Here is a 15,700-nt window from a genome sequence, read left to right as displayed (position 1 = left end):
CCTAACCGGCCAGATGTTTCAGCCACATTCGCTTGCGAAGACACGGGACCGGGTGGCAAGTCGCATCTGGCAATCGCCCGAATCCGCAACGGCCATCGGAACGCCCAGATTTGTCACGATCTTCTGAATTGGCAGTTTGTTCGCGGCGCTATTTGTTTTTATCGGACTTCCTCGGCCATTCCTGTTCCTCCACCATCTTATGTTTTTCGTTTGCGGTCCAAAACTGACGCGGCAGCGGTTATTCCAAAAGTCTTCCGGGAGCGCGAAGTTGCACATGCCCCCGCCCCAACTCGGCAATTCCTTTTCTTTCCAAGCGTTTCAGAAGACGATTGACCCACTGGCGCGAAAGACCCGTTTCGCTGGCCAATTGAGACTGGGTCACACGCAGTTTTTGGTCTTTAGTGGCGCTTCTTTCGGCGCGCGCCAAAAGCGACGCGCCAAGCCTCCGGAGACCGTCACGATCCGTATCGTCAAGGAGCAGCATAACGGCGCTGTATTGCGCACGCAGTATGTCCACGAAATTGCAGGCAAAACGCGCTGAACATTCAAAGGCGGCCTCCAGATCGCCTTCGGTGTAGAAATAGACTGTGGACGCATCAACCAGCCAATGTCCAACCGCCACTTCATGACTTTCGGTCAGATCGACGATCGCGGGTGCATTGCGAGACAATATCTCCAGCCTGCTATCAAGGTCGTCTACGACCGGACGAAGGCCGATGCATCCGCTTGTCACGATCGCAATCAGTTCTCCAGCCGATGCATAGTTCTGAAGCCAGCACTGACCTTTGAGTTCGGCGCGCCTCGCGGAACGGACGACCAAGATCATTTCTTGCTCGGCCATGCCTTTGAAGAGGCGGGACTTTTGGCCCCTTTCAGGCATTTGGTGCTCCGATCCGCGTGCGGAACCACTCAATTGTTTTCGCCGCGCCGCCAAACGGGAAGAGATGCAGGTTCAACTGATCGTGATTGGCTATGTCCAGTTCGCGGTTCAGTTCCGCGATGAGGCCGCTTGGCTCATAGCCTTTCACCAATCCGGCAATTGCTCCGCTACGCTTCCTCAGTACTGAAAGTGAAGGGCCAATCCCGCACAATGCCGCATATTTGAGAAGCGAGGGGATGGACGTTACACCTGCAAGCCCCAATCGAATGGGGCAGCGGATGCCGTTTTGTCTTATCCGATGCAGCCAGATGCGATAGGCGCTCGAGGCAAACCCAAATTGAGTGACAATTGATACATTGACCCCTGAATCCTGCATGACCTCGATTTTCGAGCGCGTGGCCCGTTCGAGAGCATCATTGGAAATGCGTTGATGACCTTCCGGATAGCCGCTTATGAAAACGCGCTGAAACCCAAAATCCTTGATGGCGCCATGTGCCAGAATGTTAAGCGCGGAGGTGAATGGCCCGGCGGGGGCATCGCGATCTCCGGAAAGAACCAGCAGATGCCGAGCGCCACCCTCTCTGGCGCCGCGAAGATGCGACAGGAAGGCACTTTCGGAGGCGAAATGGCGAGCACCGACATGCGGTACGGGCACATATCCGCTATCGACGAGGTGGCGGCTCGCATTCTCCATCCCCCTCGAATCGAGATCGGAAATATGCGGTAGGAAAACAAATGACCCTTTTTGGAAAACGTCGTGGGCCGGAACGAAATCTGCGGCCCTGCTGACAGGGACTTCCAGCGAGCAGCGAGACAGGATCTTGCGCCACATCTCCTTGTCGAGTGCCGTGACGGCCGGCGCCCTGTTTAGCATGTCACCTTCCAAAATCTATCATCGATGTTAGATTTTAGTGTGTGGCTGCGTTTGTCAATTCTTTTTTGTTCGCCACTTGCTTGTGTCAACTGATTGACACAGGAGCCGTCGAATCCGGTCTAGGGTAGAGCGTCTAGGTTGAAATTTGGGAGGATCAAGATGGCGCGACGCAAGACACGGTTGAAACACCTGGCCGAGAAGGTGGCGAAGGGCGAGCGCATCGTCGGGATGGAGTGCCATGACACTCCGAGCGCGATTATCGCCGAAGAACTAGGGATGGACTTGTTGTGCTGCGGCAGCCCGGGCCCCATGGGCCTGATGGGGCACAAATCAATGGCAACCGTCGACTTCGAAGAGCAGCTTTACATGCTGGAAGGTGTACTTCGCGGGGCTTCGTCGCCGTTCATAATTTGCAACATGCCAAACACAACGGCCTCCATCTCGGTCGAGCAATCGGTCCGCAATGCCGCCCGCGTCGTCAAGCTCGGCGCCGACGGCGTGCATATCGAACCGTCCCTCGGCACGGTTGAGCATATTCGTGCCATCGTTGCCGCCGGCATCCCGGTCGTCGGCCACTTCGGCGTTCAGGGTGAGCGTGCGGTCATGAACTCCGGACATGCGCCGGCCGGACGGACCGCCGAAGAAGCCGCCGAAATTGTAAAATTGGTGCGTGCCAGCATCGACGCGGGAATATTTGCGGCCCTCTTCGAGCACACGTCTGTTGAACTCACCAAATGGTGTTACGAAAATCTGCCCGTTGCGGTCGCAAGTCTTGGCTCGGGTCCGTTCGCGCACGGGATATTCCACGTATCGAACGATATCATCGGATGCTCGGTTTTCCCAATCCCGCCAAAGCGCGAAGTGTTCGGTGATGTGTGGGGCGAAATGCGGAAGGCATACGCCACTTATTTCGAGCGAGCGCACAACGGACAGTTCCCCAAGCCGGAACTGTCGCACAACATGCATGACGGCGAGTTCGGCAAGTTCGAAAGCCTGATGCAGTAAGATATAGAGTCGCCTTGGCAAGAACTGTTCTAACTCCGATCGAAGCCTTTTGTTGGCTCGCAAATGCGCCTGACAAGAGCGCTGTCGTTCTCGAGTGCGGTGCAGGCAAAGGCGAAGTCTCTCAATTCATGGCACGGCACTTCGGCCGTGCCATTTGTTCGGACATAAACGCCGGATACCTGCCCACCCCCTTCGGCCCGCTCGAGGTCTTGGTCGCTGCCGCCGAAGAGGTCCCGCTACCCGACAACAGCGTCGATCTTCTTGTTTCCGTCCAAGCGCTGCATCACTTCGACAAAGAACGCCATTTGGCGGAGGCTAGGCGTCTATTGGGTCCCGGCGGCGTCTTTGCCGCGCTTTGCTGGGGTGACATCCAGTTGCCCTCAGATGTAGCCGGGGCCTATCAAGACACGTTCCGGGCGCTTGAACCCTATTGGGAGAGTGCGAGGCCGTGGGTCTTGTCGGGTTACTCGGGGCTGGCATTTGCCGGCGAAGAAATTCGCCTGCCAGAAACCCGCATGAATCGTCGGCTTAGCCAAGAGCAACTCGGCATGATAATCGCACAATGGAGTGCGACACAGGTAGCCTTGGCCGAGAATGCCGATATTCCCGAGCCGCTCGCGTGTAGTCGGGACTGGCCGGCCGGAATTCCGGTTTCATGGCCGCTTCTTGGTAAGGTTTTTAAGCTTTAAACATCAGATCATTGCCAGATCACTGCCGCCAGGGGTGGCCGATCTGGCGTCGTCCCCATCGGGCACTGCGGGCAACCTTCAGGGCTGGGAGCATTTTTGCAACCTTTGCAACGACGAACCAGCCGTAGAGTCTGGATGATATCATTCTGCAAATCCATTACCTTGCTCATCTGTTCACCGAGCTCGTCAACCATCGTTTCCAGCAGGTCGACCATTGCAGCGCTGGCCTTGTCACCCGTTTGGAAGTTCTTGCGCGTGGTCGCAATGGCCTGAATCCGCTCAACAGGTATGTTGAGGTCGCGCATTTTCTGCGCAGTCATTGCAACTACGACATTGTCGGGATGATAAAGACGCGTTCCACCCTCGGTGCGGTGGGGAGCAATGATTCCGAGCTTCTCGTAATGGCGCAGGGTGCGCTCACTGAGGCCGGAAAGCGCAGCGAGGCGGCCGATCTTAATGGATCTGTTGTTTTCCATTTTACCCATCGTGGTACAGCTCGGGGGTTCGCCGCCATCAAGGTTTACTTCCTTCTAGCGGGATCCGTATTCACGATTGCACTGACTGCGCCATAGGTCGCAACGCAGTATGGCACCATGTATGTGAGCAGACATTTCACCAAATCTAGGGATTTTATACCATAGAACGCATCCCCCTGATTGATCAAATTGAGGATGGTTCCAACAATGACGGCGACGCTCAAGGAGCGCTTGAAAATATCCTTCCGGAGAGCGACAGAGAGAAATTCGTTCATGGATGTGCGTGGCATAATCTGACATCAATGTCAAATTATTATGCCACCTAAAGCAAATTTCGCTTGGCACAGCATTCGTGCCCTCAGCAGTTCGAGACCAGCCTGCCCTGCATTGTGCGCTTGAGGGTCTTGAGGCGGTTGCCGGCGACGATCTCGGCGTCGTGGCTGGCCACGGCGTGAGCGGCGGCCCGATCTGTGCCGACTTGCCTGCAGTGTCTATGGCTGGATTGGAGACGCTCTGCAGGTACTCGTTGAGCTTGAGCCGGTCGTTTTCCGTAGTTATTTCGCTCGCCGCGAGATTAAGGCCATCGAGCGGGGGACCCCGACCGGCCGAATGGATCACGAGGTCGGCATCAATGCTCGCATCGTTATCGTCGCATGAGGCGTGAACGAACCCCCGCGACTGGGGTCCGCAGGCGCACATCGATCCCGATCTCACGGAATTTCTCCATGAGGCAGCCGACAGGGTCCGGATCGAAATGCCTTAGCATGCGCGCGCCGCGCTGGAGAATCGTCACCTCAGCTCCCGCGCGCGCAGCGATGTGAGACAACGCGGAGGCAATGTAGTCGCCGCCAACCAGCACGATGCGCGGGGCAGCCACTGCATGGCCAGGAAGTCTTCATTGGTGGCGAAATGCTCCTCGCCCGGGGCGGTGCCAGCGGATGAGCAAGGCGGCTGGGCACCTAGTGGTTTCCGCTTAACATAAGAGTCCGGGTTGGGATTCCCTTTCGCGAGTGCGCATGCGAGTTTGGCGCATGCGCACAGGAATATCCCTCACCGTTTCGCCGATTGATCGCCGGCGCCTGAGCGCGCTGATCAGGGATCGCAATGCGCCGCAGAAACACGTTTGGCGCGCCGAGATCATTCTGTTGAGCGGCGACGGTGTGGGCACCGTCGAGATCATGCGGCAAACCGGCAAGTCCAAGACCTGCGTGTGGCGCTGGCAGGAGCGCTTCGCCGCCGAAGGCTTCGAAGGACTGTTGCGCGACAAGACGCGGCCCTCGCGCATTGCGCCTCTCGGGCCGGAAGTCGCCGAGCGCGTGGTGGCGCTGACGTTGCAGGACCCGCCGGGCGAGACGACGCACTGGACCGCCGACATGATGGCGCAAGCGGCCGGCATCAGCGCAAGCGCTGTGCGTCGCATTTGGAAGGCGCACGGGCTGCAGCCCAACCGCTGGCGCCAGTTCAAGCTCTCCAACGATCCGCAGTTCGTCGACAAAGCTGCGCGACGTCGTCGGCCTCTATGTCGATCCGCCGGCTCACGCCATCGTGCTGTCGGTCGACGAGAAGAGCCAGATCCAGGCGCTCGACCGCACCCAGCCCGGCCTGCCCATGAAGAAAGTGAGGCTCGGCACCATGACCCACGACTACAAGCGGAATGGCACGACCACACTGTTTGCTGCTCTCAACGTGCTCGACGGCACCGTTATCGGCAAGAATATGCAGCGGCATCGCCATCAGGAGTTCATCCGCTTCCTCAACGCCATCGAGGCGCAAGTGCCGGCCAGCAAGGCCGTCCATGTCGTCCTCGACAACTACGCCGCTCACAAGCACCCCAAGGTGCGTGCCTGGCTCGGCCGCCATCAGCGCTTCACCTTCCACTTCACACCGACCTCATGCTCGTGGCTCAACGCGGTCGAGGGCTTCTTCGCAAAACTGTCGAAGCGTCGCCTCAAACGAGGCGTCTTCCACTCCGTCGTCGACCTCCAAGCCGCAATCAACCGCTTCCTCCAAGAGCACAACCAGCAACCCAAACCCTTCTCGTGGACCGCCGACCCCGACAAGATCATCGCAGCCGTCAAACGTGGGCACCAAGTGTTAGACTCCATCCACTAGTCTGGGCTCAGCACGCATTCCCGCCAAGCCATGGGACTCCACGATCACTTAGACGGGGTCGGTTTGCCGTAGCGGGCCGGGCTGACACCATACCGAGCTTCGAACTGCTGAGTGAAGTGGCTTCGGCTGGAATAGCCGACAAGCTCCGCCACTCGGGCGACCCCTGATTTACCCTCGAGAAGCAGCCGCGCGGCATGCTGGAGCCGTAGTTCCTTGACCAACTGCATCGAACCTGTCCCGAAACTCTTCTTGAATTGCGCGGCAAAACGGGCCCGACTCATGCCGACCCGGTCTGCCAGGGACTCGACGCTGTGGTCGGCGCCGGGAGCCGCCAGAACGGCGGCCAGCGCTGGCCAAAGCCGGATGTCGGCAAGCGCGACAAGCCACCCCGTACCGGGGTCGTGACGTTCTATCCCGCGGCGAAGCGTGTCGATAATAAGAAAAAGCAACAGTGACTTGATCTGAGCCAGCGAGCCTGGCCGCGGTGCCGCAAGCTCCGCCAACACTAGATTGATCAGCCCGCGATCCCGCTCCACCAGCCCGGACCGTTCGATGACCGGCGTCCGCAGCAGGTCGATAACCTGCCCGGCTCCGCTCAACCCGAGCGACATACGGGCGCAGAGAACCAGGAGCCCCTGCCCACCGTCGTGGGCGCCCGTGCGGTGATGCGCAAGGCCAAGGGTTGCCGGCTGGCAATTTGCGAAGGAAACGAACCTGCCGTCCGACGCTCCGATCGCATGACGGTCAGCAGCAGGGACAAGGATCAGATCGCCGCCTTCGATCAGGTGCGGAATACCGGCGCCCAGATGCAAGGCACCCCTTCCCGACAAAACATAGTGCAGGGTCGCCGACCCCGACCTGGGCATGTCGAGCCAGCCGCGCGGTGACAGTTCGCAAAGCGAGAATGGCTCCACTTCGATGGTCATCGTGTCGAAGACAGCGTCAAGCATCATTCCTGTCCCGGTCATCTTTGAGACGATTCCGAACATCACCTTGGATATCTATTGGTCATCCGAAACAGGAGGACAAGTCAAATGTGTGACCACGATCATGAAGAAGGGGCGTGCGGCTTCAGCCGCAGGGAAGCGCTTTTCGGTGTTGGAGCTGCGGCTGTGGCCGGTGCCCTGATGATCCCGGCAGCGGCCAACGCCCAATCGACCAACGACGCCTATGCCCCGCCGGCCGAACCCGCGTTGCCGGCGTCGAACATGGTTCTGCGCAAGGGCGAGGTGGCCCTCGTCGTGACCGACCCGCAGATCGACTTCCTCAGCCCCGACGGCGTGACCTGGGGTGTGGTGGGCGAAAGCGTGACCGAGCACGGAGTGGTCGGCAATATCGGTAGGCTGTTCAGCGTGGCGAAGGACAAGGGACTGACTGTGGCGGTGTCGCCGCACTACTACTACCCCACCGACCACGGCTGGAAGTTCGAGGGCGCCCTTGAAAAACTCATGCATTCCATCGGCATGTTCGACCGCAAGGGGCCACTGACACTGGACGGCTTTGCCAATTCCGGGGCCGATTTCCTGGCCGACTATCGGGAATTCATCCTGGACGGCAAGACCATCATCACTTCGCCGCACAAGGTATACGGCCCGGAAAGCAACGATCTGGCGCTTCAGTTGCGCAAGAACGGCGTCAACCAAGTGATCCTGTCGGGCATGTCGGCTAATCTTTGCGTGGAATCGCATCTGCGCGAGCTTTTAGAGCAGGGGTTCGAGGTGGCTGTCGTACGCGACGCGACGGCCGCGGCGAAGCTGCCCGAGGGCGACGGCTATCTCTCCGCGCTGGTCAATTTCCGCTACATGGCCAATGCGCTCTGGTCCACTGAGGAGGCGGTCGAACGGATCTCGGCGCTCTGAAACCGGGTCGCTGGCGACGCGGGACGCGCTCGCGTCGCCAAGACGGAACCGAACGAAAGGTGCAGATCGGGGTCGATGCGAACCGGGTGCCTATTCACCCTTGGACGCGGCTGAAACAGCATTGGACCGAGGCACAGATCGTCGATGCGACCTTCGTCATCACCACCTACATCTCCGCGTCGAAATTTGGCGATGCGCTCGGGGTGGGACTGGAATCGCTGTTCGACGGCACCGCGCCGATCCTCCACGTAAACCACTGAAGGGCGTTGTCCATGATCAATATCGAAATCTTTACCGGCCCCGGATGCAGTTACTGCACGGCCGCCAAGAGCCTTCTGAAAACGCGCAACCTGCCTTTTGTCGAACACGACGTGTCGCGGCCCGAAGTACTGCAAGAGTTGCGGCGGCGCGTGCCGCACGCACGCACGATCCCGCAGATCTTCGTGGGTGATGAACATGTCGGCGGCTTCGACGATCTAAACCACAGGCTTTCTGGTCACTGAAATTACCCGGGGGCAGGACCCGCCCCCGGCGCACCAATCCGGGCGCCGCCCGGTGGCAGCCCCGGCTGTCTCATTGCACCCGACCTGGAACGATCGTTCCAGAACGGCAGAAATCAAGGAGAATTTCGTGAACTACCCTGTCAACACCATTGAAACCGCCCCGGAGGCCGCGAGGCCGACGCTAGTGGCGGCGCAGAAGGGGTTCGGCTTTCTGCCCAACCTTCTGGCCGTCATGTCCACCGCCCCTGCACTGCTGGAGGGCTATCTGACACTGTCGAAGATTTTCGACGGCTCGTCGCTGTCGGCGGCGGAACGCCAAGTCGTCCTGCTCGCCGTCAGCCGCGAAAATGGCTGCGCCTACTGCATGTCGGTGCACACGGCGATTGCCGGGATGCAGAATGTTCCGGCCGATGCGGTCAACGCCATCCGCGATGACGCCACAATCCCCGATCCGAAGTTGGAGGCGCTGCGCCGCTTTGCCGCCGCCGTAACTCGCGCACGCGGCTGGGTGTCGGAGGAAGACAGCGCCGCGTTCCTCGCCGCCGGCTATGGCCCGCAGCAGGTGCTGGAAGTCGTTCTTGGCGTCGGGCTCAAGACCATCTCTAACTACACCACGCATATCGCCAAGACCCCGCTCGACGCCGCGTTCAAGCCTCTTGAGTGGTCGGGAGCGGCCTGAACAAGCAAAGGGAGACCACAAAGCCGCTCGTCCAGATCACCGGGGTTGGTGACTACCTGACCCTCAAACAGAAACAGGAAATCGTTCGAAAGGTCACGGACGCCGTCGTGTCAGTGGAGGGTGAAGGGCGGTCACTTGGGTGACGATCCAGGATATCCAGCCAGGAGTCTGGGGGTGTTGGCGGGAACCCCGTTACCTCCCGACGACTTGAGGGCCCTCGCCAAAGCAGACGGGAGTACTTGAAGACTTCAACCTCCGAGGCGGCGCCCATGGCCGCCTCGGTTCCTCAGTTTGAACTCGGAACCGTCGGCCTCACGACGGGGAATGGCTCCGGATGACGATCCTCGACATCCCGGGCAACGCCCACCGCGACCATGCCCCACATCATCCCGCTCCCATCGTCTCGTTCATCATTGTGGCCTCCATCATTACGGCCTCCCATCATTCGGCAGCGAGGTCAAACATCGCAGGGTCCGTGAACGCAATCTCGTCGATCGTCGATGCAATGCCTTGCGGCAACCGCCATCCCTTGACCAACCCGTAGATCGCCGGGATCACCACGAGGGTCAGGAGGGTAGAAGAGATCATGCCGCCGATCATCGGCACGGCGATGCGTTGCATCACTTCCGAGCCACTGCCCGTGCTCCAGAGGAGTGGGATCAGACCAGCCATGATGGCAACGACAGTCATCATCTTCGGCCGGACACGCTCCACTGCGCCAAGCATGATCGCCTCATAGAGATCTGCCCGGATGAACGGCTCTTTGTGCGCGGCCCGCTCTGCCATCACTTCGGCCATGGCCTGCTCAAGGTAGATCAGCATGACGACACCAGTCTCTGCGGCGACGCCGGCGAGCGCGATGAAGCCGACGGCTACCGCCACCGACATGTTGAAGCCGAGCCACCACATCAGCCAGATCCCCCCGACAAGGGCAAAGGGCAAGGACAGCATGACGATCAACGTCTCGGTGAGTGCCCGGAAGTTGAGATAGAGCAGCAGGAAGATGATGAGCAGCGTGACGGGCACGACGATCTTCATTCGCGCCGCGGCCCGCTCCAGATATTCGAACTGCCCGCTCCATGCGACCGAATAGCCGGGCGGCAGCTTCACCGTCGCCGCGACGGCCTTCTGGGCGTCGGCGACATAGCCGCCGAGATCCCGGCCGTTGATATCGACGAAGATGTAGGTCGCGAGCTGGCCATTCTCAGTGCGGATCGAGGTCGCGCCGCGAGTGAGCTGGACTTTCGCCACCTCCCCGAGCGGAATGGCACCGCCACCGGGCAACGGTACATCGACGTCGGTGGCGATGGACTGCGGATTCGAGCGCAGATCACGGGGGTAGCGGATATTGACCCCGTAGCGCTCACGTCCCTCGACGGTAGTCGTCACAGTCTCACCACCGAGTGCGGTCGCGATAACGTCCTGGACGTCGCCGACGGCAAGGCCGTACCGGCCGAGCGCCTCGCGATCCGGGACGATATCGAGATAGTAGCCGCCGATCACCCGCTCCGCATAGGCGCTCGACGTGCCCGGAACCGTCTTGAGAACCACTTCGATCTGTCGCGCGATCTTCTCCATCTCCGCAAGATCAGTGCCGAACACCTTGACGCCGACCGGCGTCCGAATGCCGGTCGAAAGCATGTCGATGCGCGCGCGGATCGGCATGGTCCAGGCGTTGGAGACACCGGGAAACTGTAGCGCCTTGTCCATCTCGGCCTTCAGGCTGTCGATCGTGACACCAGCCCGCCATTGATCCTTTGGTTTCAGATTGATGATGGTCTCGAACATCTCGGTGGGCGCCGGGTCGGTCGCGGTCATCGCCCTGCCCGCTTTGCCATAGACCGAATCCACCTCCGGAAAGGACTTGATGATCCGGTCCTGCATCTGCAGGAGTTCCGCCGCTTTGGTGACGGAGATCCCCGGCAGCGTCGTCGGCATGTACATCAGCGTGCCTTCGTTCAGGCTCGGCATGAATTCCGAGCCGATCTGGCTCACCGGCCAGACGGAAACGCCGAGCACGGCAAGCGCGAGCGCGATGGTGAGCGTCTTCGCCTTCAGCACGCCGCGAATGACAGGACGGTAGATCCAGATCAGGAAGCGGTTGATCGGGTTCTTGTGCTCCGGAATGATCCGGCCGCGCACGAAGACCACCATCAAGGCCGGTACCAGCGTGACCGACAGGATCGCCGCAGCCGCCATGGAAAAGGTCTTGGTGAAGGCGAGCGGACCGAACATCCGGCCTTCCTGCGACTCCAGCGTGAAGATCGGCAGGAACGACACCGTTATGACGAGCAGGCTGAAGAACAGTGCCGGGCCGACCTCGCTCGCGGCATCGATCAGGATCTGCACCCTTGGCTTGCCGGGCGGAGCACGCTCCAGATGCTTGTGGGCATTCTCGATCATGACGATGGCGGCGTCGATCATGGCCCCGACGGCGATGGCGATCCCGCCGAGGCTCATGATGTTGGAGCCGAGCCCGATCGTTTTCATGGCGCCGAACGCCATCAGGATACCGACGGGCAGCATCAGGATGGCAACGAGCGCGCTGCGCAGGTGAAGGAGGAACACGACGCAGACCAGGGCGACGATGATGCTCTCCTCGGCGAGCGTGTGCTTCAGCGTCTCGATCGCCGCTTCGATGAGATGCGAGCGGTCGTAGACCTGGACGATCTCGGCGCCCTTGGGAAGGCTCCCGGCGATGTCGCTCAGGCGTTGCTTGACGTTCTCGATCACAGTCAAGGCATTGGCTCCGAACCTCTGGAGGACGATGCCGCTGGCGACCTCACCGTCGCCATTGAGTTCGGTAATGCCGCGCCGTTCGTCGGGACCGATCTCGACCCTGGCGACATCCTTGAGGCGCAGAGGCACGCCCTGGTCCGTCTTCAGGACGATGTCTTCGATGTCGGCCGTCGATTTGATGTAGCCGCGGCCGCGCACCATGAACTCGAATTCGGAAAGCTCAAGCGTGCGTCCGCCGACGTCGCGGTTGCTGGCGCGCACGGCGTCACGGACCATCGACAGCGATATGCCCTGGGCGCGCAGCCGTAGCGGATCGACAACGATGTTGTACTGCTTGACGAAGCCGCCGACGCTCGCGACCTCGGCGACCCCCTCCGCCTTGGAGGCGGCGTAGCGCACCACCCAGTCCTGCAGCGACCGCAACTCGGCCAGCGTCATGTCCTTGGCGACGACGGCGTACTGGTAGACCCAGCCGACGCCGGTCGCATCGGGGCCGAGGCCCGGCGTGACGCCGGACGGCAGGCGCTGCGCGGCGGCGTTGAGGTATTCGAGCACGCGGCTGCGCGCCCAGTAGGGATCCGTGCCGTCCTCGAAGATGACATAGACGAAGGAAACGCCGAAGAAGGAGAACCCGCGCACCACCTTGGATTTCGGCACCGTCAGCATTGCCGTCGTCAGGGGATAGGTGACCTGATCCTCGACGACCTGCGGCGCCTGGCCGGGATATTCGGTATAGACAATGACCTGGACGTCCGAAAGGTCCGGGATCGCGTCCAGCGGGAGCGTCTTCAGCGCATAGGCTCCGGCGGCCACGGCGAAGGCTGTGGCGACGAAGATCAGGACCAGATTGCGCGCGGACCACGCGATGAGCCGGGCAATCATTGGGCAGTCTCCGGGTTCGTCATGCCGCTCAGCGCAGCCTTTAGGTTGCTCTCGGCGTCGATCAGGAAATTCGCGGCGACCACGACCCGATCGCCGATTGCAATACCGTTGCGGATTTCGGTATACCCGCCGCCCTGAAGGCCGATCTTGACCTCCCGCGGCTCGAACCTGCCCTCGCCTTTGTCCAGGATAACGACCTGCCGCGTGCCCGTGTCGATTACGGCGCTGTCGGGGACGGCCACGACCGCAGCATTGCTGCCGCTGGCGATCTCGACGTCGGCATACATGTCCGGCAACAAGAGGCCATCCGGATTGGGGATCTCGATCCGCACCTTTGTCGTGCGCGTTTCCTTGCTGACCTGCGGATAGATCAGGGCGACGCGGCCGCTGAAGGTCTGGCCGGGCAGGCTTCGCACCCGGACCGTGGCGGCGGCCCCGACCTTCACGGCCCCCAGTTCATATTCAGGAACGTCGGCGACGATCCAGACGGTCGAGACGTCTGCGAGACGGAAGAGCACGTCGCCGGGCGACGCCTTCATGCCCTCGACTGCGTTGCGCTCGACGATCACGCCATCGCGCGGGGCGGCCCAGGTGATCGAAGTCTGAACCTGACGGGTGCGGTCGATTGCGGCGATGACGTCTGGTGGAACCGCAAGATTCTCGAGACGCTGGCGCGCCCCGGCCAAGGCGAGGCCGCCTCCGTTCAGATCGGTAAGGTATTGGGCGCTCGCCGCGGCGATCTCGGCCGAGTAGAGCTGGACGAGCGGCTCGCCTTTCCTGACACGATCGCCAGTGGTGACGTCGGCCACCCTGTCGATGAAGGCATCGGAGCGCGTCGCGACGACCGTCACGCGCCGTTCATCAAGTTGCACTGTGCCCGGCACCCGAACGGGGCGAACGATCACCTGCTCGGTGGCGGCCTCCGAGCGGACGCCGGTTCGCTGCAGTTTGCCTGTCGCGACTTTGACAGTCGAACCATCGTCATCCTCGCCCGCGTAGACGGGGATGTAATCCATCCCCATCGAGTCCTTCTTCGGCATCGGCGAGGTGTCAGGTAGCCCCATCGGGTTGCGGTAGTACAAGATCCGCTTCGGTTCGTCGTTCACAGGAGCAGCGGCGACGGCCGCGGCGGTGGCCGACGGCTTGTCCTCGAAGCTCAGGTCCTCCCCCGCCAGAACGGGCAGGAAGTCCCGCCCGTCGGCGGTCTTCTTAGGATCTGCCGCGTAGGCTGGGAGGCCGTCCGGGTCCCGGTAATAGATCACGGGTCCGGTGGGCGCAGGGTTGGCGCTCGCCGGGGGCGCTGCAGAGCCTTCGAGCCAGGCGACGGCTTGCAGCCACGGAGCGGCAGGCAGTGCGAGATTGCGGTTCCCCGCCCAATAGCCTCCAGCCCCCGCCGCCAAGATGGCGGCGAGGGTGAGGCCAGTACGGCCTGCTCGCTTCATCGCGTGGCCTTGAATTCGAGCTTGTTTTCGAGGGAACCCGTCTCGCCCTGCACCTTGGCGCCGAGTGACAGGCGCCAGCCGCCTGGCATCATCAGATTGGCCTTGAAACGATAGATGCCGGGCTCCGTCGAGGGCAACGGCTCGATCGGCGCTGTCATCATCTCCATGCCGTCCGGCGCCATGTCGACGCGCTGGGCAAAGATCACCGCGTCGGGCACCACCTTGCCGGAGCGTTTGTCGACGAGGCGGACGGCGACAATCGCGGCATCGCTCTTCTGGATCGCGTTTTGAACGAGCTGGAACTCATAGTCGTCGATCCCGGCCCAACTCTTCGAAATGCCCCCACCGAGAGCAACCCCGATCAGCGCGGCGGCTGCGACGTGCTTCACACTGTAAAAGTTCATTGTCAGATTTTCCCAAAGTTCATCGTTCGGCCGCGCACAACGCACGGCAGGTTCATGGCCAGGCTTATGCCCAAACCACAGGCTTTCGCCGCAAGGCCGTCAGCCGTGCGGCGACAAACGGCTCCGAAGGAGCCATCGATGAATTCAGGTGCGTGGAGGTCTTGGAGGCGGCGGACTAGGCAGGAGGTCCCGTCCGACGCTATTGCCAGGCGTGATCAGGTCAGCCGCAGACAACCGGGTCAGCGTGATTGCTGCGGTCGCCGCGATAGGAAAGCACTTGGCGACACACAGGGTCGCGAGGGGACAGGACTTTTGGCAATCGGGCGATGGCTGCTGCCTCTGGTCCGAAGGGCACGGCATGCCGTCCGACATGGATGCCATATCCGCCATCATTGCCGTAGGGCCGACAACCATCATCATCGCAGCGGAGGGTGTCACCATCGGCGCGGTCAGAAGGCTCACGACGGCTAGAATCGAAAGCAGGCGGGGAAATAAGGTCCAGAACTTCACATAACCTCAATGGCATATGGTGCGGCGCAAGAAAAGAGCCACGCCCTCACATTTCCGTCAGGTGATGGCCAGCCGCCCGCGACTTGCGCTTGCCGGCACGACTTATCTGCAGGACGCTGCTTCAGGCGGCCGACCCTTACTATCCGTGTCGTACACGCTCCAGCACCTATTGAAGAAAGGGGGATTACGGTCAGACGCATTTGTCTGACAGCGCTCCTCGGGAGTCTCCTGGTCGCGATAGAGACGTGTGACCTGCTGCCAGTTACCCTTTGCGAAAGCTTCGGCGGCATGGGTCCGGGGTCCAGTTCTTGCGTCCGGTAAAGACCCGGCCATGGCGCGGTAGGAACGACAGAAGCTGCTGGCATGGCTTTGCGCCCGCTACCGGCGCCTGAGGGCTGCGGGCAAGAAAAAACCTAGTCGTTGCGGCGATCGCGCGTGGGGTGGCGGCGTTCCTATGGGCCATTGGTCATCAGGTCGAACCGGTGCGTTGAGATGCAGTGCGCTTCTTCATCGAAGATCAGGATCCCGACAAGCGCGCCCTGGCGCGGGCGTCGCCGGATTGAAGGCTCTGCCCGCGCCGGATCTCCCGGCGGAAAAAACCGGGCAGCACGGAGACGGGATGTGGCCACGGTGGGGAACTCCCGTC

General features: G+C 61.2%; 15 protein-coding genes and 1 pseudogene. 7 read left to right on the top strand and 9 right to left on the bottom strand.

Translation table 11 applies throughout. The annotated features are described in order from the left end of the window. Window positions 1-238: 238 nt before the first annotated feature. Together HNQ95_RS16465 and HNQ95_RS16460 are read right to left on the bottom strand one after the other, a co-directional pair. Window positions 239-841, bottom strand: a complete 603-nt coding sequence (locus HNQ95_RS16465) for a Crp/Fnr family transcriptional regulator (protein WP_182585810.1) — start codon at window positions 839-841, stop codon at window positions 239-241. A 31-nt stretch (window positions 842-872) separates the two neighbouring features. Further along, window positions 873-1,754 (bottom strand): methylenetetrahydrofolate reductase, encoded by an 882-nt coding sequence (locus tag HNQ95_RS16460; RefSeq protein ID WP_182574622.1) that lies wholly within the window; start codon window positions 1,752-1,754, stop codon window positions 873-875. Between the two features lie 159 nt (window positions 1,755-1,913). On the opposite strand from HNQ95_RS16460, the gene HNQ95_RS16455 reads away from it, so the two are divergent. Further along, window positions 1,914-2,759: a 3-methyl-2-oxobutanoate hydroxymethyltransferase gene (locus HNQ95_RS16455; RefSeq protein WP_182574623.1), complete on the top strand. Its 846-nt coding sequence runs from the start codon at window positions 1,914-1,916 to the stop codon at window positions 2,757-2,759. A gap of 14 nt (window positions 2,760-2,773) precedes the next feature. After that, window positions 2,774-3,448 carry a class I SAM-dependent methyltransferase gene (locus HNQ95_RS16450; RefSeq protein WP_182574624.1) on the top strand — a complete coding sequence of 225 codons (675 nt, stop codon included), beginning with the start codon at window positions 2,774-2,776 and terminating at the stop codon, window positions 3,446-3,448. Between the two features lie 8 nt (window positions 3,449-3,456). Here the strand turns inward: HNQ95_RS16450 and HNQ95_RS16445 are convergent, their stop codons facing one another. The 3 genes from HNQ95_RS16445 to HNQ95_RS34190 form a co-directional block, all read right to left on the bottom strand. Then, window positions 3,457-3,924: a MerR family transcriptional regulator gene (locus HNQ95_RS16445; RefSeq protein ID WP_182574625.1), complete on the bottom strand. Its 468-nt coding sequence runs from the start codon at window positions 3,922-3,924 to the stop codon at window positions 3,457-3,459. A gap of 44 nt (window positions 3,925-3,968) precedes the next feature. Continuing rightward, window positions 3,969-4,199: a nitrate/nitrite transporter NrtS gene (nrtS, locus tag HNQ95_RS16440; RefSeq protein WP_182574626.1), complete on the bottom strand. Its 231-nt coding sequence runs from the start codon at window positions 4,197-4,199 to the stop codon at window positions 3,969-3,971. 368 nt (window positions 4,200-4,567) lie between these two features. Continuing rightward, window positions 4,568-4,783 (bottom strand): NAD-binding protein, encoded by a 216-nt coding sequence (locus HNQ95_RS34190; RefSeq protein WP_376769259.1) that lies wholly within the window; start codon window positions 4,781-4,783, stop codon window positions 4,568-4,570. Window positions 4,784-4,955: 172 nt separating this feature from the next. Here HNQ95_RS34190 and HNQ95_RS16430 point away from each other — a divergent pair. After that, a pseudogene (locus HNQ95_RS16430) lies at window positions 4,956-6,036 on the top strand (IS630 family transposase). Window positions 6,037-6,080: 44 nt separating this feature from the next. Here HNQ95_RS16430 and HNQ95_RS16425 read toward each other — a convergent pair. Beyond that, the gene (locus tag HNQ95_RS16425) at window positions 6,081-7,025 is read right to left on the bottom strand and encodes a helix-turn-helix transcriptional regulator (protein WP_182574628.1); all 945 of its coding nucleotides are present in this window, start codon (window positions 7,023-7,025) and stop codon (window positions 6,081-6,083) included. 45 nt (window positions 7,026-7,070) lie between these two features. Between HNQ95_RS16425 and HNQ95_RS16420 the strand changes: the two genes are divergently transcribed. From HNQ95_RS16420 to HNQ95_RS16405, 4 genes are all read left to right on the top strand, one after another. Then, window positions 7,071-7,895, top strand: coding sequence for a cysteine hydrolase family protein (locus HNQ95_RS16420; RefSeq protein ID WP_182574629.1), 825 nt, complete (start codon window positions 7,071-7,073; stop codon window positions 7,893-7,895). Window positions 7,896-7,954: 59 nt separating this feature from the next. Further along, entirely contained in the window at window positions 7,955-8,155 is a 201-nt protein-coding gene (locus HNQ95_RS16415; RefSeq protein ID WP_182574630.1) for a carboxymuconolactone decarboxylase family protein, read from the top strand. Window positions 8,156-8,167: 12 nt separating this feature from the next. Beyond that, window positions 8,168-8,398, top strand: a complete 231-nt coding sequence (locus HNQ95_RS16410) for a glutaredoxin domain-containing protein (RefSeq protein ID WP_182574631.1) — start codon at window positions 8,168-8,170, stop codon at window positions 8,396-8,398. A 73-nt stretch (window positions 8,399-8,471) separates the two neighbouring features. Then, window positions 8,472-9,077, top strand: a complete 606-nt coding sequence (locus tag HNQ95_RS16405; protein ID WP_210283796.1) for a carboxymuconolactone decarboxylase family protein — start codon at window positions 8,472-8,474, stop codon at window positions 9,075-9,077. Between the two features lie 441 nt (window positions 9,078-9,518). Here the strand turns inward: HNQ95_RS16405 and HNQ95_RS16395 are convergent, their stop codons facing one another. Genes HNQ95_RS16395 through HNQ95_RS16385 form a run of 3 tightly spaced genes read right to left on the bottom strand, consistent with a single transcriptional unit; the run spans window position 9,519 to window position 14,544 of the window. Continuing rightward, entirely contained in the window at window positions 9,519-12,698 is a 3,180-nt protein-coding gene (locus HNQ95_RS16395; protein ID WP_182574632.1) for an efflux RND transporter permease subunit, read from the bottom strand. After that, window positions 12,695-14,140, bottom strand: a complete 1,446-nt coding sequence (locus tag HNQ95_RS16390) for an efflux RND transporter periplasmic adaptor subunit (protein ID WP_182574633.1) — start codon at window positions 14,138-14,140, stop codon at window positions 12,695-12,697. Before HNQ95_RS16390 ends, HNQ95_RS16395 begins: the two co-directional genes overlap by 4 nt. Further along, window positions 14,137-14,544, bottom strand: a complete 408-nt coding sequence (locus tag HNQ95_RS16385) for a FixH family protein (protein WP_182574634.1) — start codon at window positions 14,542-14,544, stop codon at window positions 14,137-14,139. Before HNQ95_RS16385 ends, HNQ95_RS16390 begins: the two co-directional genes overlap by 4 nt. Between the last annotated feature and the right edge of the window lie 1,156 nt (window positions 14,545-15,700).

Origin of the sequence: Aminobacter ciceronei (assembly GCF_014138625.1) — a bacterium.
Classification (GTDB): Bacteria; Pseudomonadota; Alphaproteobacteria; order Rhizobiales; family Rhizobiaceae; genus Aminobacter; species Aminobacter ciceronei.
The sequence above is the reverse complement of the archived record's forward strand: the minus strand, read 5'-3'. Positions and strand labels throughout refer to the sequence as shown.

Bases quoted from the DNA above. Each gene is read 5' to 3' on its own strand.
- HNQ95_RS16465 (WP_182585810.1), bottom strand. From the start codon at position 841: ATGGCCGAGCAAGAAATGATCTTGGTCGTCCGTTCCGCGAGGCGCGCC.
- HNQ95_RS16460 (WP_182574622.1), bottom strand. From the start codon at position 1,754: ATGCTAAACAGGGCGCCGGCCGTCACGGCACTCGACAAGGAGATGTGG.
- HNQ95_RS16455 (WP_182574623.1), top strand. From the start codon at position 1,914: ATGGCGCGACGCAAGACACGGTTGAAACACCTGGCCGAGAAGGTGGCG.
- HNQ95_RS16445 (WP_182574625.1), bottom strand. From the start codon at position 3,924: ATGGAAAACAACAGATCCATTAAGATCGGCCGCCTCGCTGCGCTTTCC.
- nrtS (WP_182574626.1), bottom strand. From the start codon at position 4,199: ATGAACGAATTTCTCTCTGTCGCTCTCCGGAAGGATATTTTCAAGCGC.
- HNQ95_RS16425 (WP_182574628.1), bottom strand. From the start codon at position 7,025: ATGTTCGGAATCGTCTCAAAGATGACCGGGACAGGAATGATGCTTGAC.
- HNQ95_RS16420 (WP_182574629.1), top strand. From the start codon at position 7,071: ATGTGTGACCACGATCATGAAGAAGGGGCGTGCGGCTTCAGCCGCAGG.
- HNQ95_RS16410 (WP_182574631.1), top strand. From the start codon at position 8,168: ATGATCAATATCGAAATCTTTACCGGCCCCGGATGCAGTTACTGCACG.
- HNQ95_RS16395 (WP_182574632.1), bottom strand. From the start codon at position 12,698: ATGATTGCCCGGCTCATCGCGTGGTCCGCGCGCAATCTGGTCCTGATC.
- HNQ95_RS16390 (WP_182574633.1), bottom strand. From the start codon at position 14,140: ATGAAGCGAGCAGGCCGTACTGGCCTCACCCTCGCCGCCATCTTGGCG.
- HNQ95_RS16385 (WP_182574634.1), bottom strand. From the start codon at position 14,544: ATGAACTTTTACAGTGTGAAGCACGTCGCAGCCGCCGCGCTGATCGGG.